This window comes from Dielma fastidiosa (assembly GCF_003475485.1).
Lineage (GTDB): Bacteria > Bacillota_I > Bacilli_A > Erysipelotrichales > Erysipelotrichaceae > Dielma > Dielma fastidiosa.
The window spans coordinates 285,756-307,073 of the sequence record NZ_QRQL01000002.1 but is presented as its reverse complement, the minus strand read 5'-3'; the positions used below and the strand labels follow the sequence as shown (position 1 = coordinate 307,073).

At 39.8% G+C, this 21,318-nt stretch carries 22 protein-coding genes and 1 tRNA gene; 20 read left to right on the top strand and 3 right to left on the bottom strand.

Annotation, left to right across the window (positions count from 1 at the left end; genetic code table 11):
- The 5 genes from DWZ33_RS06225 (at window position 1) to DWZ33_RS06205 (ending at window position 6,735) form a co-directional block, all read left to right on the top strand.
- Window positions 1-1,791: an ABC transporter ATP-binding protein gene (locus DWZ33_RS06225; protein ID WP_118454198.1), complete on the top strand. Its 1,791-nt coding sequence runs from the start codon at window positions 1-3 to the stop codon at window positions 1,789-1,791.
- Window positions 1,781-3,637, top strand: a complete 1,857-nt coding sequence (locus DWZ33_RS06220) for an ABC transporter ATP-binding protein (protein WP_118454197.1) — start codon at window positions 1,781-1,783, stop codon at window positions 3,635-3,637. Before DWZ33_RS06225 ends, DWZ33_RS06220 begins: the two co-directional genes overlap by 11 nt.
- 134 nt (window positions 3,638-3,771) lie before the next feature.
- On the top strand, window positions 3,772-5,289 hold the full coding sequence (locus tag DWZ33_RS06215; protein WP_118454196.1) for a recombinase family protein: 1,518 nt from the start codon (window positions 3,772-3,774) through the stop codon (window positions 5,287-5,289).
- A 23-nt stretch (window positions 5,290-5,312) separates the two neighbouring features.
- Entirely contained in the window at window positions 5,313-6,152 is an 840-nt protein-coding gene (locus DWZ33_RS06210) for a nucleoside recognition domain-containing protein (RefSeq protein ID WP_420841412.1), read from the top strand.
- A 163-nt stretch (window positions 6,153-6,315) separates the two neighbouring features.
- Entirely contained in the window at window positions 6,316-6,735 is a 420-nt protein-coding gene (locus DWZ33_RS06205) for an Hsp20/alpha crystallin family protein (RefSeq protein ID WP_022937214.1), read from the top strand.
- Window positions 6,736-6,817: 82 nt separating this feature from the next.
- On the opposite strand, the gene DWZ33_RS06200 is transcribed toward DWZ33_RS06205, so the two are convergent.
- Both DWZ33_RS06200 and DWZ33_RS06195 read right to left on the bottom strand, forming a co-directional pair.
- Complete coding sequence (locus tag DWZ33_RS06200; RefSeq protein WP_118454194.1) at window positions 6,818-7,168, bottom strand: TIGR04076 family protein; 351 nt, start codon at window positions 7,166-7,168, stop codon at window positions 6,818-6,820.
- Window positions 7,152-8,153, bottom strand: a complete 1,002-nt coding sequence (locus DWZ33_RS06195; protein WP_118454193.1) for a helix-turn-helix transcriptional regulator — start codon at window positions 8,151-8,153, stop codon at window positions 7,152-7,154. The genes DWZ33_RS06200 and DWZ33_RS06195 overlap by 17 nt, the downstream gene beginning before the upstream one ends.
- Window positions 8,154-8,344: 191 nt before the next feature.
- Between DWZ33_RS06195 and DWZ33_RS06190 the strand changes: the two genes are divergently transcribed.
- Entirely contained in the window at window positions 8,345-9,199 is an 855-nt protein-coding gene (locus tag DWZ33_RS06190) for a hypothetical protein (RefSeq protein ID WP_118454192.1), read from the top strand.
- A 38-nt stretch (window positions 9,200-9,237) separates the two neighbouring features.
- Here the strand turns inward: DWZ33_RS06190 and DWZ33_RS06185 are convergent, their stop codons facing one another.
- On the bottom strand, window positions 9,238-9,765 hold the full coding sequence (locus DWZ33_RS06185) for an HdeD family acid-resistance protein (RefSeq protein ID WP_118454191.1): 528 nt from the start codon (window positions 9,763-9,765) through the stop codon (window positions 9,238-9,240).
- A 127-nt stretch (window positions 9,766-9,892) separates the two neighbouring features.
- Here DWZ33_RS06185 and DWZ33_RS06180 point away from each other — a divergent pair, with 127 nt between their 5' ends.
- The 14 genes from DWZ33_RS06180 to DWZ33_RS06115 all read left to right on the top strand — a co-directional run bounded on the left by DWZ33_RS06180 (window position 9,893) and on the right by DWZ33_RS06115 (window position 21,294).
- The gene (locus DWZ33_RS06180; RefSeq protein WP_118454190.1) at window positions 9,893-10,609 is read left to right on the top strand and encodes a YaaA family protein; all 717 of its coding nucleotides are present in this window, start codon (window positions 9,893-9,895) and stop codon (window positions 10,607-10,609) included.
- Window positions 10,606-11,073 carry a 2-thiouracil desulfurase family protein gene (locus tag DWZ33_RS06175; protein WP_244925857.1) on the top strand — a complete coding sequence of 156 codons (468 nt, stop codon included), beginning with the start codon at window positions 10,606-10,608 and terminating at the stop codon, window positions 11,071-11,073. The genes DWZ33_RS06180 and DWZ33_RS06175 overlap by 4 nt, the downstream gene beginning before the upstream one ends.
- A 155-nt stretch (window positions 11,074-11,228) precedes the next feature.
- Window positions 11,229-11,495 (top strand): phosphocarrier protein HPr, encoded by a 267-nt coding sequence (locus DWZ33_RS06170; protein WP_022937207.1) that lies wholly within the window; start codon window positions 11,229-11,231, stop codon window positions 11,493-11,495.
- A gap of 89 nt (window positions 11,496-11,584) precedes the next feature.
- Window positions 11,585-11,660 (top strand) — tRNA-Ala (locus DWZ33_RS06165).
- Window positions 11,661-12,026: 366 nt separating this feature from the next.
- Window positions 12,027-12,545, top strand: coding sequence for a hypothetical protein (locus DWZ33_RS06160; RefSeq protein ID WP_118454188.1), 519 nt, complete (start codon window positions 12,027-12,029; stop codon window positions 12,543-12,545).
- Between the two features lie 36 nt (window positions 12,546-12,581).
- Window positions 12,582-13,055, top strand: a complete 474-nt coding sequence (locus tag DWZ33_RS06155; protein WP_118454187.1) for an RNA polymerase sigma factor — start codon at window positions 12,582-12,584, stop codon at window positions 13,053-13,055.
- Window positions 13,052-13,714 carry a zf-HC2 domain-containing protein gene (locus DWZ33_RS06150; protein WP_118454186.1) on the top strand — a complete coding sequence of 221 codons (663 nt, stop codon included), beginning with the start codon at window positions 13,052-13,054 and terminating at the stop codon, window positions 13,712-13,714. The genes DWZ33_RS06155 and DWZ33_RS06150 overlap by 4 nt, the downstream gene beginning before the upstream one ends.
- A 106-nt stretch (window positions 13,715-13,820) precedes the next feature.
- Complete coding sequence (locus DWZ33_RS06145) at window positions 13,821-14,348, top strand: FtsX-like permease family protein (RefSeq protein WP_118454185.1); 528 nt, start codon at window positions 13,821-13,823, stop codon at window positions 14,346-14,348.
- Window positions 14,349-15,611: an ABC transporter permease family protein gene (locus tag DWZ33_RS06140; RefSeq protein WP_118454184.1), complete on the top strand. Its 1,263-nt coding sequence runs from the start codon at window positions 14,349-14,351 to the stop codon at window positions 15,609-15,611. It abuts the gene before it with no gap.
- The gene (locus tag DWZ33_RS06135) at window positions 15,598-16,278 is read left to right on the top strand and encodes an ABC transporter ATP-binding protein (protein ID WP_118454183.1); all 681 of its coding nucleotides are present in this window, start codon (window positions 15,598-15,600) and stop codon (window positions 16,276-16,278) included. Before DWZ33_RS06140 ends, DWZ33_RS06135 begins: the two co-directional genes overlap by 14 nt.
- Window positions 16,279-16,293: 15 nt before the next feature.
- Window positions 16,294-16,668, top strand: coding sequence for a hypothetical protein (locus DWZ33_RS06130; RefSeq protein ID WP_147352872.1), 375 nt, complete (start codon window positions 16,294-16,296; stop codon window positions 16,666-16,668).
- A gap of 313 nt (window positions 16,669-16,981) precedes the next feature.
- On the top strand, window positions 16,982-17,821 hold the full coding sequence (licT, locus tag DWZ33_RS06125) for a BglG family transcription antiterminator LicT (RefSeq protein ID WP_022937199.1): 840 nt from the start codon (window positions 16,982-16,984) through the stop codon (window positions 17,819-17,821).
- A gap of 139 nt (window positions 17,822-17,960) precedes the next feature.
- The gene (locus DWZ33_RS06120) at window positions 17,961-19,784 is read left to right on the top strand and encodes a beta-glucoside-specific PTS transporter subunit IIABC (RefSeq protein ID WP_022937198.1); all 1,824 of its coding nucleotides are present in this window, start codon (window positions 17,961-17,963) and stop codon (window positions 19,782-19,784) included.
- A gap of 22 nt (window positions 19,785-19,806) precedes the next feature.
- Window positions 19,807-21,294 (top strand): family 1 glycosylhydrolase, encoded by a 1,488-nt coding sequence (locus DWZ33_RS06115; RefSeq protein ID WP_118454181.1) that lies wholly within the window; start codon window positions 19,807-19,809, stop codon window positions 21,292-21,294.
- The last annotated feature ends 24 nt before the right edge of the window (window positions 21,295-21,318 follow it).

Here is a 21,318-nt window from a genome sequence, read left to right as displayed (position 1 = left end):
ATGAAAAAGTTAAAGTTTATATTGGACTATGCGAAACCAGATGATAAGCGGATTATTGCCATTTTCTTTGATGTGGCAATCTACGCGCTGGCAATGCTGGTATCACCATTGATCTTATCAATCATGGTGGATAATGTCATTCAGGGGATTCCGGCTGATAATCAAATGATTACCGCAATTCTGCAGCGGCTGGGCGGTGATGCGCATTTGCGTAATAATTTATGGATTGGTTCATTGCTGATGCTGGCTGTTTATATATTAATTGCTTTTGGCGTTCATCGGCGAACCATTAACTGCGGTTTGGTATCTGAAACCTTTGCGGAAAATATCCGCAACGCGGTTTATGATCATATGCAGAAGCTGCCGTTTGCCTATCACAAACAAAAGGACAGCGGTGATTTGCTGCAGCGCTGTACCTCAGATATCGATCAGATTCGGCGTTTTCTCGCCTCACAAATATCAGAAATGCTTTATTCGATCTTGATCGTCTGTTTTGCGGCGGCAATCTTATTCTCTAAGCATGCTAAGCTCGCGGCAATTTCAGTCGTACTGCTGCCGCTGATTCTGATTGCATCCTTGATTTTCTATACCAAGTCTAAAAAAATCTTCTTGGACTGCGATATTGCGGAATCAAAAATGATGGCGGTTTTGCAGGAAAATCTCAATGCGATGCGGGTAGTGAAAGCATTCCATCAGGAAAAAGTTGAAATTGATAAATTTGAAGAGAAAAATGAAGATTATCGTGTCAAGCTGTTTCGCTTAGTCAACGCCTTAGGTATTTTCTGGAACATCTCCGATTTAATCGGCATGATACAGATTCTGATCATGATTATCTTCGGCATTCAGTTTGCAGTGGCGCAACAGCTGAGTGTAGGTACCTTCTTTGTCTTTCTGACTTACATCAGCATGATTATCTGGCCAATCCGTCAGCTGGGCAGAATCCTTGCCGATATGGGGAAGGTCAGCGTATCTGTTAGCCGTATCAAGGAAATTCTTGATGAAGAGGCAGAAGATCTGGAAGCGGGTATTAAGCCTGAAATCATCGGTGATATCGTGTTTGATCATGTATCCTTCAATTATGAAGACAGTGAAGAACACACGCTGAATGATGTCAGCTTCCATATTGAAGCGAATACCCGCGTGGCAATCATGGGGCCAACGGGCAGCGGTAAAAGCTCATTGATTCATTTGTTGAATGGCATCTATGATTATAAGGGCGGTTCAATCCGCATAGACGGCCATGAACTGCGCACCATCAGCAAAGCTTGGCTGCGCAAGAAGGTACAAATCGTGCTTCAGGAGCCATTTCTATACAGTAAAACGATTTATGAAAATATTCATCTGGCTGCCAGTAAGAGTGAGCGCGATGAAATCATCAAAGCGGCTAAGACGGCCAGTATCCATAATGTAATTGAGGAATTTGAAAAGGGCTATGATACTGAAGTCGGCGAAAAGGGTGTAACCTTATCCGGCGGTCAGAAACAGCGTCTGGCTATCGCACGCTCACTGCTGCTTAAATCACCGATCGTTATCTTTGATGATTCACTAAGCGCTCTCGATTCTAAAACTGATGCGATGATTCAGGATGCCTTAAATCAGCTGGATTATCCGGTTACTACTTTAATGATTACGCATCGGATCAATACAGCGCGCAGCGCGGATTTAATATTGGTGCTTGATCATGGCAAGCTGATACAAAGCGGCACTCATGAGACTTTAATTCATGAGGAAGGCTTATATAAACGAATTTATGAAATACAAAGTGAAGGAGGTGAGAGCCATGGCGAATAGTATTCTTGAGGAAAAGGAATATCAAAGCAAGGCGTTTGACCGCTCATGCTGGATGCGGATGCTTAAAATTCTGTGGGAAGAGAAAAAAGTGGTTATTTGTTTATTAGCGGCCAATCTTGCCTTTGCACTTACCGATATTATTTTCCCGCTGTTCAACCGATATGCGATTGATATGTATGTGGTTGGTCAGGCAAGTCAGGAATCTTTACCGATTTTTATAGCTGTATATGCCGGCGGTATTGTGATTCGCTCAATCTGTCTCTATCTTTATTTCCGTTATGCCGGCGGCGTAGAGAGCAGTTTTGGTAAGAACTTACGGAAAAAATGTTTTGTGAAGCTGCAGAATCTGTCTTTTCCTTATTTTGACCGTACCGCAAACGGCTGGCTGATGGCGAGAATTACATCGGATACGGGCAGACTGGCAGAAATACTAGCCTGGAGCTTAATGGATCTGATCTGGGGCGCCGTATTAATTGTTGGTATTACGGCTGTTATGCTGGCAGTTAATTGGAAAATGGCATTGGCTATTTTAGCCGCGGTTCCTTTTTTATGGTTTGTGACGATGTATTTCCAGAAGCGTCTGTTATCGGCGCAGCGTAAGGCGAGAAAGAGTAATTCTAAGATTACTGCCGGTTTCTCAGAAAGCATCAGCGGCGCAAAGACAACAAAAACATTGGGTGTGGAACAGGAAAATTATGAGGAATTTAAAATTAAAACGCATGACATGAAAACTTATTCAATGCGGGCGGCACGAATTAATTCACTGTTTCAGCCGGTTGTTTTCTTATTATCAGGCATCGTGCTGGCTTTATTAGTTTATATCGGCGGTAATCAGGTTCTGCTTTCAGTAATACAGTTTGGGACGCTGTCAATGTTTATCAATTACGCGGAGCTGTTCTTTGAACCTTTAAAGCAGATTGCCAGAGTTTTAGGTGAAATGCAGATGGCCCAGGCAAGCGGTGAGCGAATCCTGAGTCTTTTAGATGAAGAGGTAGAAATTGATGACAGTGATGAAGTAAAAGCAGTCTATGGAACCTTACTGGAACCGAAGGAAGAGAATTATGAACCATTGCTTGGCAATGTGGAATTCAGGCATGTTGATTTCTTCTATAATGAAAATGAAAAGGTATTATCCGATTTTAACCTACAAGTAAAACAAGGTGAAATGATCGCACTGGTTGGTGAAACCGGATCTGGCAAGAGTACGATTGTTAATCTGCTCTGCCGTTTCTATGAACCAAAACAGGGCCAGATTTTAATGGATGGCAAAGATATTCAAAAACGCAGTGTCGGCTGGCTGCATTCCAATATCGGTTATGTGCTGCAGACTCCCAACTTATTCAGCGGTACAATCAGGGATAATATCCGCTATGGCCGGCCGGATGCTACTGATCAAGAGGTTGAAGATGTAGCGCGTTTGATTCATGCCCATGACTTTATTATGCATATGCCTAAGGGTTACGACAGTGAGGTTGGCGAAGGCGGTGATATGCTGTCTACCGGCCAGAAACAGCTGCTCTCATTTGCCCGTGCTATCCTCTCTGATCCAAGCATCGTGATTCTTGATGAAGCGACAAGCTCTATCGATACAGAGAGTGAAAAGGTGATTCAGCTGGCAATCAAGGAACTGCTGGCCGGCCGCACAAGCTTTGTGGTTGCGCATCGCTTATCGACAATTGTCAATGCGGATAAAATCATTGTTCTTGATCATGGTTTGATTAAAGAGATGGGATCTCATGATGAGCTGATGAAACAAAAGGGCGCATATTATGAATTGTATACATCACAATCATTATTAGAGAAGCAGCAGCAATTATTATCAATAGAATCAGAACCACTTGTCTAAGCGTGGTTCTTTTTTCATATGATAGAATGGTGATCTTATGAAAAAGAAGAAAGTAAATTATACAGTACAAGTAACAAGCGGTAAAATGGAGCTTAAACAGTTAATCAAATTACTGATTTTGAAGGAAGTGCGTTATGGAAAGAAAGCATAAGCTGCGCGGTGCTTTTTATCTACGTCTTTCAAAAGATGATGACAATCAAAAAGAAAGCTCCAGTATCTCCAACCAGCGTAAGCTGCTTCAGGATTATGCGGAAAAAGCCGGCTTTGATATCGTGGCGGAATTCTGTGATGACGGCGTATCCGGAACAACCTTTGACCGGCCGGGGTTCAATCAGCTGATTCAGGCTGTGGAAAATGGTTTAATTAATTTGATATTGGTAAAAGATTTGTCGCGGCTGGGCCGTGATTATATTCAAACCGGTCAGTATACTGAAGTCTATTTTCCCGCTAAGAATGTGCGTTTTATCGCGGTGAATGATGAGGTGGATTCGGATCAGCCGCTGAATGATCTGGCCCCTTTCCGCAACGTGGTTAACGAAATGGTGGCCCGCGACACTTCTAGGAAAATCCGTTCCTCTTTTCAGACTAAAATGCGTGAAGGCGCCTTTATCGGCAATTTTGCGCCCTATGGGTATCAAAAGGATAAGCATGATAAGAATCATTTAGTGATTGATCCCAATACGGCTCCAATCGTACACCGAATTTTTGAAATGGCGGCTTTTGGCTGTTCCTCCGCCAATATTGCGAAAAGCTTAAATGAGCAGAAAATCAGTTCACCGGCCGTTTATCGCTGTCAGAAATACCCGCATCTCAAGCTTGCTAATTATACCCAGAAAAAGGCGTGGTCGGCTTCAACGATCCGTAAGATATTGAAGAATCCGGTTTATCGCGGACACAGCGCACAGGGGAAGTCAGTCAAGAGCAGTTTTAAAAATCGTCATGTCAGTGCATTGCCGATGCAGGAATGGATCATTGTAGAAAATACACATGAGGCGGTTGTGGAACAGGAATTATTCGATTTAGCCAATGAAGGGGCAAAGCAGCGGCAGTGTGTAAAAAAAGACAGCTTTGTTAACAGCTTTTCAAAGATTGCGGTTTGTGCTGACTGTCATCACGGCATGTCGACGATTGGCAGTATGCCGCATGTGATTCTGGCATGCGGTTCATACAAAAGCCATGGAAAATCGATCTGCAGCAATCATTTTATTGATTATAATGATCTGATGCAGTGTACAAGGGAAGTGCTTAAACGCTATGCACTCTTGGATGAGGCTGAGAAGCAGGAAGTATTTGCTGAGATCAAAGAGGAGCTGTCGCCGTCCAAGCATGAGAATGAACGCATTGATGAATTGAATCACATCCTTGATACGCTCTATCTTGATTATTATGCGGGTACGCTGAGCGCTCAGCGCTTTGAACAGCTCAAAGAGCATTATGAAGCAGAGAAAAGTCAGCTGGACAGCTTTAGACAAACGGTAGATGACACTGTGGATTTTGAAAAAATATATCGGGATATTATTCGCTTTGACGAGCTGTCACCGCAGCTGTTATCTGCGTTTTTTGAATCTATTGAAATCAGTCAGGGAAGTGATGAGAATCATGAAAAGCAGCAGCAGATCGTTTTTCATCCGCGTTTTAAAATCAAACCATAGCGCCGAAAACACTAACCATGTGCATGGGGTTTGGATGTAATGCGGCTGGCATCGTCGGCTGTCGGATCATCGATTCGCCAAGAGAGCGTTTAATGGCTATCTGTACGAATAACTTTGTACCATGCAACGGGCGCTTTCCTACAATGATAGCTATTATAACGATGTTTTTTGTCGGAGCTTCCCTGCCTTTTATGCAGTCAATAATATCCACACTGCTGTTAATGGGAGTCATTCTGCTAGGCGTATTCACAACCTTTAAGGTATCGTCGCTCCTGAATAAAACGATTCTTAAGGGGGTGCCCTCCACCTTTATTTTGGAGCTGCCGCCTTATCGTAAACCGCAGATTGTCAAAACGCTTGTACATTCAATTTTCGACCGTACCCTGTTTGTGTTAGGCAGAGCGATGGCAGTGGCCGCCCCGGCCGGTCTCTTAATTTGGCTGATGGCGAATATTACAATCGGTGATGCCACACTGCTGACTCACTGCGCAGGACTTCTTGATCCCTTTGCAAAGCTGTGCGGGTTAGATGGTTATATACTGTTGGCCTTTATCCTTGGTTTCCCAGCCAATGAAATCGTGATACCGATTCTGATTATGAGCTACTTAGCCAGCGGTTCCATGGTTGATTATGATAATATAATGCAGTTAAAAACATTGCTGGTAGATCATGGCTGGACATGGATCACCGCGATCTGCACCCTGCTCTTTACTTTGCTGCATTGGCCTTGTGCAACGACCCTGCTGACCATCAAGAAAGAGACACAAAGCTGGCGGTGGACGCTGATTGCATTTGCGCTTCCGACATTGATTGGCTTGGGCTTATGTATGCTTGTGAATTTGGCAGCGACACTGATTTTTTAACAGATTTGTATTTATTAGTAAAAATTAATTGAAAAAAGTCAAAAATTTAGCACTCAACTATTGACAGTGCCAACACTTTGGATTATACTATAAGTGTAATCAGGATAGGACCTGATGAGGTTTGAATTCATGAAATGATATTGTTACGAAAGAGGCGATGGTTATGAAATTCTTACCTGGATTGAATTTATTTGATGATGCATTTGATGATATGTTTTTTGATCCGATTTTCACTAAGAAAAGCTCGAATATCATGAAAACGGATGTAACGGAAAAGGATGGCAATTACCTGCTTGATATGGAATTGCCTGGTTATGGCAAGGAGGACATCAAGATTGAATTGAAGGATGGATATCTGAATGTCAGTGCCAGCAAGAATACAAGCAATGAAGAAAAGGATGACAAGGGTAATGTGATCCGTCAGGAGCGTTACACCGGCAGCTGTTCACGCAGCTTCTATGTTGGTGACGGTGTTAAGGAAACGGATATTAAAGCTAAATTTGAAAATGGTGAACTGAAAATCGTAGTACCTGTTGATGCACCAAAAGAAGTTGAAGAAAAGAAATTTATAGCAATTGAATAAAAGCATAAAGCTGTAACGGTTTGACCCAAGATTGAGAAGGTCAAAAAGCGTTACAGCTTTTTTTGTGCTTTATAAAATTTTTCTATGAATCATAAAAGTGTCCCTTGTGGAAATTTTCATTGCCAGTTTTATTAGCGGTCATTTTAAATAATACACAGCCATCTGGACATACGACATTTTTACTGTAACGTTCATGACCGCCGATATTCTCCAAATCACCGCCGCTTCTGACAGCTTCCATGATAGGAAACATTAAAAGCATTACCTTTGAACAAATACCTTGGCCATCCGCGTTTACTGGACAGCCATAGGTACAGGTGTATTTATCCCCGATCTCTTCACCATTGCGGCAATAGTGTTCTGTCTGCTGTCCGCGCAGAAAGCCGGCTACTTCAATTTCCCATTCATATTCTTCGTCATACCATTTTTTCATTATATTGCTCCTTGTCTGCCTGCCTCTTTACAGGTCTGATATATTTCCATCCCTTCACTGGATCAAAATAGAAATAAATGATTCTGCCAGGTGTCAGATCCGGTACATAATCAGTTTCAGTATAATCAAAATCTGCCATTGCTTTTTCCATTTGCTCTTCTACGCTGCGGTTTTCCTGATCATAATCAAAGGGCCCATGTTCAAAGACTATATATTCTGCAGATAAGACATCCCGCAGCTGAAAATGCGGAGGAATAACACCATGATAATTAGCTGGCAGTCTGACGCCATAGCATTCAACGCGCTCAATCCCCCAATCACAAAGCCTGCCGCCGGGATCGATAATATAAGCCATAATCTGACCGCTGCTGCTGTTGGTTTCACTGCCGCCGCCATCATCCAGCTTGCCCTTGATGCTGTCCAGATAACCGCAGACAGTATCTTGATCCTGACCTTGTTTTAATTTTTGTTTCTGCCAGAAATCCCAATAGCCATTGCTTTCATAATTACTGATATATAGAAATTTATGAGCGGGAATTGTCACAAAATAAATCTTAATTGACGCAGAGGATTTCATCATGCCTATTTCCTGCAGACCTAAAAAATAACGGTCAAAGGGCTGTATTTTAGTGCGGAGAATGACTGCTTGGGGATTGGCGCGGTAGTGACTTGGTGTAACACCATAGGTATTCTTAAATGCTCTGGTGAATGCTTCATGCGATGAAAAGCCATAATCTAAAGCAATTTGCATAATACGCTTATCACTGTCACGGATTTCCTTCAGCGCAAAGGCTAATTTTCGGCATCGTAAATAATCTTTAAACTGCATGCCTGTTATCTGTTTGAATTTTCTGGTTGTATAGAATTCAGAATAACCAAGCCGCTTAGCAAGCATACGCAAGGTTAAAGCTTCATCATTGTAATTTTTGATGCATTGATCGATTTCATCCGTTATAATTTGAATCTGCTGCTGCCATTCAAACATATTTACACCGCCATTCTGTTATATAACAATGATTATTATAAAACAGAATCAAGAATCAGACTTGATTTTACTTGCACTTCTATATGAGCTTTACCAATATCAGGAATGGTACTTATTTCTTTCAAAGAAGCAAAGTGTTTACGCATAATTAAAACAAGGTTAGGCATAGTAATCTTGAAAGAAGGCTACCGATGAAAATTTTACTCTCTTTAATATTGCTGCTGAGCATGCCATCTGCATTAAAGGTAGAACAGATTCCTTTTTCAGCTCAATGCCCGGCAGAAACATCCTGTGAACCACTTGATTATATGCAGTACCGGCAGGGGAATGATGTTTTATATGCACTTAAAAGCAGTGCGTCCTATAAACGCTATAAGAACAACTTTGACAGTGTGATCTGGCAGACATTTTTTGATGATGTACCTTTGGGACATGTTTCATTGACTGAACGCTGGCATCTTGATCAAAAGGATACTTATGAATATACACAGACTGGGGTGAGGATTGACAATGATCAGCTGAATGAATATACCCATCTGATACAAGGAGATGTCTTGGCTTATGCGGTGGTATCTGATGTTCTTAAAGATTTTGAAGAGCTGGTCAGCGATGATACACTTACTGATAAGGAACATTTTGATCAACAGGCAGATTTAATACGCAGACGGCGGCTTGCGCAATATAGAACGGATAACCTGAATGGTATTCTTGTTTACCAAGAGGCGGGAGAGGTGCCGGATGAATTGTTGGTACTGATGGCTCAAAAGGCTTTTGATCAGATCAGCGGTTATTATTCAGCATTGTTTGATATCGCTTTAAAAGCAGCCTTGGCGGCAGAGATGGAAAATGCATCACATCAGGTTGAGCTGATCAGTGAAGGGAATAAATACTGGCTGAAGCTTAGCAAAAATGCACAGCAGGAGAGTGAAACAGTGGCGGCTGAACCGGTTGATGACCTCACAGAAAAAAATGATTGGCTTTATGTCTCCATCGTTTTGACTATTTTATTTGCGATGATTGCCTGGTTCTTTGGCTATGCGGGATAAAAAAAGAACAGGCGTACCTGTTCGAGAGAGGGAAAACTTTAAAAATTAAGGCAGAGATACCAGCGAATCAAGGTAACTAAGCCTTGGAATATCAACAGGGCGCCAAGCAATACACTGATTGTCAGAATTGCCAGCGACGGATTGAAAAAGGCAAAGATTGAAAATGCGATGCCGACAATGCCAAGCGCACACATCCAATTCCAGCTGGCAAAGTTAAAGCGGCGCATTTGAAAACTATTGATGAATTTTGCAAGACTTGTAACTAAAAGCCAGCTACTGAATATATAAGGTATAAAGGCAGCGGTTATGTCATTATAACCGATTAAAAAGCAAGCCATGACAACACTTAAAATACCGTCGATCAGCATCCATGCGTTACTGAAAAAGGTATCTCTGAAGAAGAAATAACCAACAATATCTGAAAAGCCTTCAAATAATATCGCAATGGCAATAATCCAGGCGATTGATGAGAGGGCAGTCATCGGATTCATAATACAGATCACCCCGGCACCAATTAATAAAATCGCGGACAGCAGCCACAAAACCTGACTCCATTTTCTATTCATTACGATCACTCCTTTTATCTATTCTTATCATAACCTATTTTTTACAATTAACCATTAGACAGAAAGATTTATTTGACTTATTTTATTACATGCGGTTAAATTTGTATAGGTATTAAGGAGAAAGATAATGATCATATGTTGTTCACCGACTAAAACGATGAAAAGCGAGGCAATTGCGGAAGCGAGCCAGCCGATGTTTGCACAGACAGCTGCCTATATAGCTTCCTTATTAAAAGATAAAAATAAAGAGGAACTAATGAAATTCTATAAGTGCAATGAAAAGATAGCGCTGCAGAATGTGAGTCGTTTTCAATCCTTTGAACCAGTGACGCAGAACAATGCCGGACTGTGCTTTGACGGCCTGCAGTTTAAACGGATGCAGGTGCATGAATGGAATCAGGAGGATTGGGATTTTGCTCAAGAACACTTGCGGATTATGAGTGGCTTGTATGGGATGCTGAGGGTAAAGGACGGCATCAGTGAATATCGTTTGGATGTTGAGAATCCCTTACAGGTTGAGGGCAAATCGCTTACTGAATTTTGGCGGTTAAAGCTTGCGGATGGTTTAAAGGATGAATGCATTTTGGATTGCTGTTCTAAGGAATATAGTGCTTTATTGCCTGAAACAAAATGCAGTGTATCCTTTTATGTGGAAAAACAGGGTAAACTGAAGATTGAGGCGACGGCGGCTAAGATGGCCCGCGGTTCGCTGATTTATTATTGCATTAAGCATAAGATAGATAATATAGAAGCGGTAAAGGCTTTTAATGAAGATGGATATCACTTTCATGAACAGCTTTCCAACGCTAAGCATTTAGTATTTGTCAAGGAGGTGCAATTATGATATTGGTCAGTGCTTGTCTGCTTGGTGAAAATTGTAAATACAGCGGCGGTAATAACGCCAATGCTTTACTTATAGATTATCTGAAGGATAAGGAATACATCAGTGTTTGTCCTGAGGTGATGGGTGGTCTGCCGACGCCAAGGGCCTGTTGTGAACGGGTAAAGGATCGGGTTATCAACAATCTTGGCGAAGATGTGACAGAAGCTTTCATAGAAGGCGCAAAACAAACGCTGGCAGTTGCACAGGCGAATAAATGCACGCTGTGTATCCTGCAAGTACGCTCGCCAAGCTGCGGCGCAGGCAGGATTTATGATGGAACTTTCAGCGGCAGAATCATTGAAGGAAACGGCATAACCGCGCAGTATTTACTGGATCACGGCTTTAATGTAATCAGCAGTGAGGCTTTTACTGAACAGCTTAAATCAGGAAAAATAGATGAAGAACGGCTCTGTAAAACTTTATAAATCTCGTTTGTCAGATTGAAATACCACTACATTTCTGATTGAAAAACAAGGCTCGCAGATTTATTTTTAAAATAATCAAATATTTGCGATTTTAGCATTGTAAGTGCTACCGAAATGGTTTAAAATGGAGTAGAAGAATATTAGGAGGAATAAAAATGAAACAAATTACAGTATCAGTAATCGATCCAGTTGGATTACATGCACGCCCTGCAACAGTAGCAGTTAACGCAGCTAGTAAATTCAAATGTGAAGTGAATGTGTCTTTCAAAGGACGTGAAGTAAACATGAAATCAATCATGGGTGTTATGTCTTTAGGAATTCCAACACAATCTGAAATCACTATTTCTTGCAACGGTGAAGATGAAGATGCTGCTATCGCAGCTATCGAAGAAGTTCTTCGTACACAAAAAATCGTTGGTTAATTTAATTCACAATTAAATATAAAAAAATGGCATTTAGCCATTTTTTTTATGAAAGTTTTATGTTATAATAGCATCGCAATGTCAGTATTGGGGTTTTAGCTCAGCTGGGAGAGCGCTACGCTGGCAGCGTAGAGGTCAGGGGTTCGAGCCCCCTAAGCTCCACCAATATACGAATAAACGCCTTTTATGGGTGTTGAGATAAGAAAACAAATTTAACAACTAAATAACCAAGCAAAAGGGACGTTATCACAAGATAGCGTCCTTTACTGCATATTGCCACGCTACAGCTTGAAATAAGTTGCGGTATTTTTGTGTGTTATTCTACAAACGGCAAGCAGTTGTTTGAAAGGCTCATGCGGCAGAAAGGCATCTCCGAAAGAAAGGTACAGAAACTTTGCGCAGGCCGAATATCCGGCGTTTTGATTGATACAATGACGCTGACAAGCCTGTTGGCGGGAGAAGAAAAAGTATCTTAAAAATAATTGTAACGTTTTTCAATTTCGTTAGTCTTATAAAGGAAGGAGGCGGCCAATGAGCTTATTTGATCCTATCAGAAAATCCGGGCAGCCGATAACTTTTTCTAAAGCAATTATTCATTTTGTCCTTATTAGTTGCTTGGGGCTAATTACAGGTGTCTTGATTAAGCTGCTTGATCTTTACACAACTGACATTGGAAATATCTTTTCACAAACATCTGTTTGGATTTTTATTTGCACATTGATTTCTGTATCCAGCAATTCTGCTGTGCGGGCCTCAGTTAATGTTTTCAGCTTTTGCATGGGAATGTTAATGACATATTACATAACTGCAGAAATGACAGCAAGTGTTTATTCACATTTGATAGCCTATGGGTGGACAGTGTTTGCCTTTCTCTGCATGCCTATGGGATTTTGTATTTGGTACGCAAAAGGTAAGCATTGGTTTTCAAGGATAATTTCTATTGGAATCATTTTGATAATGCTTGTGACTTCAACAGTATTGTTTGATAAAATCAGAGTATCGGATATTCTATTTGCCGTTTTAACAAGCATGATCCTATTCAAAAAATAAAGCCATCAGAAAGATGAAAGAAAGCGAGGTGTTGGAGTGAAAGACTTTGAAAAGATATATTCAGAATACTTTGATACGGTATATCAATATACCCTTTCCCTTTGCAAAGACGAGGCATGGGCAGAGGAACTCACTCAAGAGGCTTTCTTTAAGGCTCTAAAAAATATTGGCACTTTTCGCGGGGAATGTAAATTAAGTGTTTGGCTTTGCCAGATTGCTAAAAATATATTTTATACAGAGGTCAAACGGAAGCAAAGACAAGTTGATTATCCTTTAGATACTATCCCGGGTACTGAAAGCATAGAGCAAAAACTGCTCAATAAGGAAACGGCTTTTGAACTTCACAAATTGCTTCATCGGTTAAAAGAGCCTTATAAAGAGGTATTTTGGATGCGTACTTTTGGAGAACTCTCCTTTGCAGAAATCGGAAGTCTTTTCGGTAAATCTGAAAGCTGGGCGAGAGTAACTTATCATAGAGCAAAATTAAAGATAAAGGAGGGCATAAAATGAAATATCCTTGTAGTTTGATAAAGGACTTGCTGCCCCTATACCATGATGGGGTTTGCAGCGAAGAAAGCAATAAGATTATTGAAAATCATTTGTCAGAATGTTCTTCCTGTAAGGACTACTATAATTTCCTTTGTGAAACAGATGAAATCTTTCCAGCTCCGCAAAATGCTGAGTTGGAAATGAAAAAAGCAGCGTCTTTTCGCTCGATAAAAAGAAAGCTGCGCAAAAAGCAAATATTAGTTGTTGTACTTGCATTTGCCATATTTGCGGCTGCATCTTTTTCAATTGTCGGCTTTTTGAAAAAATCCGAGCAGGTGATTTCCTATGAGAACAATATTTCGGTGTCAATGGCAGACGACAGCTTGATTGGCAGATTACAGGGCAATCAAGCTAATTATATTAAAATTAAGCAAGTGGAAATCAAAAATAACGGACAAATGGACACCTATTTGTTTTTCTATATGTCGGGAACAAAGTGGGACGATCTTATTACGAATGATGATATATTCAGCGAGTATGTCCTATGCAGTGCCGATAAGGGCGCAGAAAACATTGACCGCGTATTTTACTATACAGGGGATTATACAGGCATAGAAAGTATGGATATCGGCAATTTGCAGAAAATAATTGACAATTCTGTTTTGCTTTGGCGTAAATAGGAATACATATAAAAGATTGGAAAGCGGCGCACAAAAAAGTGCGCTTTATTTTGTAACGAATTGTAAACTGCGCAGTCATAGAGTAAAAGCGAAAGAGAGGTTTACTATGTTTAAAATAAAGCGGAAGTGCCGTCCTACTACAATCTTATTAGCGATCGGATTTTCAATTTCTATAATGTCCGTATTGGTTGGCATTAGTGCAATTAATGATATTTTAAATTCTTTAGCAGATGCAAACCAAGAAACACCGATATTTACTACTATGCAAAATACGGGGATTTCCCTTGCGCTTTCAATTTATCTGTTTTCTATTGCAAATTGTCTTGTGGTTACAAACTATTGGATTGTTACAAAGCGCAAAGATATGGCAATTCGTAAAGCGTTCGGCTGGTCAAATCGTAATCTCATTTGCGCGGCAGTATCAGAAATGGCGGAAATACTATTTGTCAGTCTTTGCATAGGGTTTATTTTGATTGAGATATTTTCACGCATGACTCAGGGAGTCATATCCATACATATAACACCTTTTTTCTTACGTAGTTCGCTGCTGTTCTTGTTATTTACTTTGATGATTTCTGTTATTATTCCTGTTATACGCATTTTGAAAATACACCCTGCGGAGGTGATTTCTTAAATGAAACTTTTAATGTTATCGATCAGGGAAATAAGGAAAAAGAAGTTTTTTTCATTTTTGATGTTGCTTGTATGTGTTATTGCGATGCAGACGGTTCTATCTGCTTTCACAAATGCGGCCAGTGCAGCTTATCAGCAAAAAATATTTGAAAGCAATATGGGTGTTGATATGGAAAAGGTATTGCACTTGAATTACCAATATACAGAAGAAAGCCCAGAGTTTGCAAATGTGATCCGGCAATATCTTGACTATATCAAAGCACTGCAGGGGGTGGAAGCAGCAGGACAGTTTGACGCAACCGGTATGTATTTTTCCGAACTTGAAAACATGAATGAATATAAGGCAATCAATGGGGAGCTGTTAAAGGGACAAAAATACGAAAATTATCCGGGCATATCGCAGCTATTAAGCATCGATGAGGAAATATTGTCATTTGTCAAAGGCGGAATTACCGAATACACAGCTACAACAAGCGGTCTGCTGCCTCTTTATGTAAGCGAGGTATTCAAGGATATTTTATCAAAGGGACAAATACTTACCGATGAGCGCACAGGCGGTCAGTACGAAATTGCCGGGTATATTCCCATTGATGCAAAGTGGGTTGAGGAAGATGATTTAATACGTTATCCCTTGGTTTCATTAAACGGTTGGTTCATTGCGCCTTTTACAAAACAAAGCCGTGATGATATCATGACGCAGCTTTCTTCTCTGCATAATACCTATGTATTTCTTTCCAATCATGCGGATATAGACTTTGTTAAAGAGCAGGTGTCTACATATCCATTACAACACGGGTTTGAAGCGTCGGCAGTGCTCATATCAGAGGAATATAAGGGATATCAGTCAGAAACAGCAGCATTTACTAGACGGCAAATACTGCTCGCACTCTTTATTTCCATTATGGCAACCAGCTCCGTCACTGCAGTTTTTACTACCAATACTTTGTTGAAAAAGAAACAATATGGCATTTGGATTGCAAATGGTTTTACGCTTTCCGATATCGCGGCAGAAATAGCTATTGAAATATTTGTCATTATTTTCTGCTCGGGTATTTTTGCTTGGGGAATGAAATGGATAGAGCTTACTCGAAGTATTGACCTATTCAAAACTGTTTTGCTAACCGTGCATATCAGATACACACTTCCAATCTGTATTATACTTGCTTTTATTTTGACAATGATTGCAGCATTAATTCCGATAACAAAATTAATGAAATATCAGCCTTGCGAGTTGATAGGAGGAGATACAAATGGCAGCGATTGAATTGAAAGACATAACAAAAGAATACAGAAGTGATGAAATTATTACTTCAGCTTTGAGAAATGTTAACTTAAAAATAGGCAGCGGTGAGTTTGTAGCAATTATGGGAGCTTCTGGTTCCGGCAAGACAACATTATTAAATATTATAGGCTGCATGGACATTCCCACAAGTGGTACATATTTGCTTGATAATGAAGATTTAGGGGGTGCAAAAGAAAAATACTTATCTTCTATTCGTGGTAAAAAAATATCGTTTGTCTTTCAACACTTTGCCCTTATCGATGATTATACCGTATTTGAAAATGTAGAAATACCGTTGATGAAGCAGCCGCTGTCAAAAGCAGAACGAAAGAAAAAGGTTTTATCTGCATTGAAACTCGTAGGCATATCTAATTTAGCCAAAAAGAAACCGTCGAATATATCCGGCGGTCAGAAGCAAAGAGCGGCAATCGCAAGGGCGATTGTATGCCAAGCCGAAATAATCCTTGCGGACGAGCCAACAGGAGCATTGGACAGCAAAACAGGAAATGAAATTATGCGGGTATTTTCAGAATTAAATAATATGGGAAAGACGATCATTCTTATTACCCACGATAAAAATGTTGCGTCTTACGCAAAAAGACTTATTACCATTCAAGACGGGAGGATTTTAAGTGATGAAGCTATATAAAATATCGTGGTTAGTTTGCTTGCAGTTTGTTTTGCCTTTGCTCTTACGGCTTGTAATAACAGTGAATCAGACGAATTTACTTCTTTACAAAGCTTTGAGTACCACTTTTTCCCCGAAGAATATGAGAAGGAATACAGTGAGCATGAAAAGACAATTACACTTGAAGCAGATACAGATTATCAATTTAAGGTGGATGCAGCTTGTGAAAGTGGAACAATAGAAATCAGTCTTACTTATGAGAACGCAGAAGAAACAATTGTCGTCAATTCTTCTGCTCCATGTAACGATAAAATCACAATTCCTGCAAATACAACTGAAACAGCATGTTTTACAATTAGCGTTGATTCCGAAACCAAAGGTAATGTTGTAGTAGAAGTATTAACACGGTAATAACAATGAATATTCGGGCAGTTTATTCACTGTCATAGTAAAAGAGTAAATTGAACTGAAACTTCATGCAAAACTCATTTCTGCCTACTCTCCTCTAAAGTGGAATTTAACTTTTCACTTCAATTCAGTCAAAAAAAGGTCAAAAAAATCAATTCATTTTATGAAATCGCTTGCAAATCTGGCTTTATAGTGCTATTATAAACCGGTAAGGATAGTGATTGGTAACAAGCTAAACCTACGCGTCAACTATTTTCATTGCTTTTTAAGCATGATAGGAGAGGTGTAGGTTTTTTTTATGAAAGGGGGATAAGCAATGATTATTGACAAGATTCTGAACAATAACGTAGCCGTAGTTTTAGTAGATGGTGAAGAAAAGATCGTTATGGGGAAAGGTATCTGTTTTAAAAAGAAAGTAAATGATGATATTGATGAAAACATGATTGATAAGGTATTTGCTTTATCTTCAGCTGATGCCAGTCATAAATTCCAGGAAATTATCAAAGAAGTGCCAATTGAGCATATTATCGTGAGTGAGAAAATCATTCAATATGCGAAAGCAACACTCGGCAAAAGATTGAATGAATATATCTATATCTCTTTAGTAGATCATATTTATTCTTCAATTGTGCGCTTTCTTGAAGGTATCACGGTAACCAATGTATTACTGTGGGATATCCGCAGATTTTATAAAGATGAATTCGCTGTCGGTTTGGCAGCTTTAGATATGATAGAAAAAGAATTTAACGTGCGTCTTCCAGATGATGAAGCAGGCTTTATCGCCCTGCATTTAGTCAATGCGGAATTAGATGAAAAGGGTATGGAGGATATGCTGGCGATTACTAAAGTAATGCAGGAAATCACCAATATTGTCCGCTATATTTTCAATGTTGAATTTGATGAGGATGACGTATATTATTATCGCTTCACAACTCATTTGAAATTTTTTGCACAGCGTTTAGTGAATCATACAACGTATGAAAACAGCGATGACGATGATTTATATGATGTGATTAAATTAAAATATAAGAATTCCACGAAATGCGTAAACCGCATTAGTGATTTTATTGAAAGAAAGTATAATTATGTACTTTCTAATGAAGAAAAGCTGTATCTTACAATTCATATTGAACGTGTTATCTACCATAAAAGATAACTCGTCAGATAGATAAAGGAGGATTGATACAACACGGATAGTGACATTAAGTTGGCTAAACCTATAAAGATGAATAAGAAAAATTGATCATTAATTATGTATTAAATTATTCATATTTGTTATAGAAGGACATAAAATCATGGGAAAATATGAAAAACTCGCTAAGGACATTATTGCGAATGTCGGCGGTAAAGAAAATGTAATAAGTTTAACTCACTGCGTAACACGTTTACGTTTCCAATTAAAGGATGAATCAATTGCTAATACAGAAGTGCTTAAAAATATGGATGGTGTCGTTACAGTCATGCAGACAGCTGGTCAGTATCAGGTAGTTATCGGCAATCATGTTCCTGATGTATTCCGCGATGTCTGCGAAGTGGCTGGTATCAGCGGTGATGGTGCTAATGCGCCTAAGACTAAGCGCAAATTCTCTGAAGCGGCTTTAGATATAATTACTGGTATCTTCATGCCGTCAATCGGTATCTTGTGTGCCAGCGGTATCTTAAAGGGTGTAAATACATTATTAGATATGGTCGGCTTAGTGAGCGCTGCTTCCGGCTTAGGTGTATTGCTTGCGGCAGCTGCTGACGCGATGTTCTTGTTCTTCCCAATCATTTTGGGATATAACGCATTTAAGAAATTAGGCGGCAATCCTTACCTTGGTATGACATTGGGTGCTGCATTGTGTTATCCGACAATTCAGGGTATCGATATTGAAGTATTCGGTTTTGTTGTTAACGCGACTTATACAAGCACAATGCTGCCAATGGTTGTATTAAGCTTTCTGGCTGTATATATAGAAAAAGGTTTAAATAAAATTATTCCTGATGTTGTAAAGACCTTCGTGGTACCGGCAATTGTATTGGCACTCTGTCTGCCTATCGGTTTCTGTGTAATTGGGCCGGTTTCTAATTTACTGGGTGATTTCATCAATCAATGCATCCAAGGTGTTTATGGCTTCAGTCCGATCATTGCCGCGGCTTTATTGGCTTTCTTATGGCAGATCTTAGTTATGATGGGCTGTCATATGTTGGTTATTCTGCCAATTTTGATGGGTTTGATGGCCGGTGTCGAACAGCCTTTAATGGCCGTTATCGGTGTATGTTCATTCGTTCAGACTGGTTCTGTATTTGCAATCTGGCTGAAAACAAAGAATAAAAAATTAAAACAAATCGCATTGCCTGCATGGATTTCTGGCATCTTTGGTGTTACTGAACCAGCTATTTATGGTGTCACACTGCCAAACGGCAAACAGTTCCTGCTGACTTGCTTCGGATCAGCTGTTGCCGGTGCGTTATCTGTAATTCTTGGTGTTTCTGCTTATACGATGGCAGGCATGGGTGTTTTCCAGATCCCAGGTCAAATTAATTCAGCTAACGCTGGCGGTTCATTAACTGTTTCATTAATTCTAACGGTTGCCGCAACCGTTATCGGTTTTGTGATTGCCTTTGTGACTTATAAAGATAAAGCTGAAGCAGCTAAACCAGAAGTTAAAAAAGTAAGTGCAGAAAAAGAAGTTATCAGTTCACCAGTTAAGGGCAATGTTGTTCCTTTGGAAAAAGTTGAAGATGCTGCTTTCTCAGCCGGTGCTTTAGGTAAAGGGATTGCTGTTGATCCAACTGAGGGTAAGGTAGTAGCTCCATGTGATGGTACTGTAATGACCTTATTCCCTACAAAACATGCCATCGGAATTGTTTCAGATAATGGCTGCGAAGTTTTAATTCATATCGGTATGAATACGGTTAAATTAGAAGGTAAAGGGTTTGAAGCGCATATTAAACAAGGCGATAAAGTAAAAAAAGGTGATGTCTTAGTTACTTTTGATATAGAGAGTTTGAAGAAAGAAGGTTATTCATTAGTTACACCAATTATTGTTACGAATACAGCTGATTATTTAGATGTTGTGGAAGTGGCTAACGGATCTGTAAAATTGGGTGATGATTTATTGACTTTATTGAATTAATCAAACGAAAAGGAGCGTAATTATGAGTTTTCCAAAAAATTTCTTATGGGGCGGCGCAACGGCTGCTAATCAATACGAAGGTGGTTATAAGGATGGCGGTAAGGGTGTCAATACAAGTGATGTATTGACGGCTGGAAGCCATACAACACCAAGAAGAATCACATGGATTAAACCGGATACTAAGGAAACAGGCTCTATCAATATGGATTTAGGTTCAGGTTCACCTATGGTATTTCCTGAAGGGGCTGTTCCGGCAATTGTAGAGGGTGAATATTATCCTAGTCATGTGGCAACCGATTTTTATCATCATTTTAAAGAAGATATCGCTTTGATGGGTGAAATGGGCTTTAAGACATTCCGTTTATCAATGAACTGGGCGCGTATTTTCCCAAATGGCGATGATGAGACACCGAATGCAGAGGGTTTAAAATTTTATGATGAGGTTTTTGATGAATGTAAAAAGTATGGTATTGAACCGCTGGTTACATTATCACATTATGAAACACCATTAAATTTGACTATAAAATATGGCGGTTGGAAAAGCCGTAAGCTGATTGATTTCTTTGTACGTTATTCCACAACCGTAATGAAGCATTATCAGGGCAAGGTTAAATATTGGCTGACCTTTAATGAGATTAATATTATGCAGTGGGGCTGCTTTATGGCTGGTGGTCTGATTGATGATAGTGATCAGGCTAAAGCACAGGGTGCTCATAACCAATTTGTCGCCAGTGCGTTAACCGTTAAGGCGGCTCATGAAATCAGTGATGAAATTAAAGTTGGACAGATGCTGGCTTATCAGCCGATGTATGCTTATACATGTGATCCAGCGGATCAATTGTATGTATTGAAAAACGCTCAAAATACATTGTGGTTCTCAGATGTACAGACAGGCGGTAAATATCCGGCATATAAATTAAAGGAATATGAAAGAAAAGGTATTGTTTTAGAAACTGAAGCTGATGATTTTGAATTATTGGAGAAATATTCCGCAGACTTTTTAAGTTTCTCTTGTTATGGCTCTTCTACTTTCACAACTCATGAGAATGTAGAAGCAGGCAGCGGTAATATGATTATGGGAATTAAAAATCCTTATCTGCAGACAAATGCATGGGGTTGGGGAACTGATCCTAACTGCTTAAGAATTGCATTAAATACATTGTATGATCGTTATCATAAACCTTTATGGATTGTTGAAAATGGTATTGGCTGGGATGATCAAAAGGAAGCAGACGGTTCTGTGCATGACAGCTACCGCATCGATTATCTGCGTCAAAATATTCAATCCATGAGTGATGCAATTAATCTGGATGGTGTAGATTTAATGGGTTATACAATGTGGGGATGCATTGACCTTGTCAGTGCCGGTACCGGTGAAATGAAGAAGCGTTATGGTTTTGTTTATGTAGATCGTGACGATAAAGGGAATGGTACATTAGCAAGAAGCAAGAAAGACAGCTTCTACTGGTATAAGAAAGTGATTGCCAGCGATGGGGCAGATTTAGATTAATTAGATTATAAAAAATCATAAAGG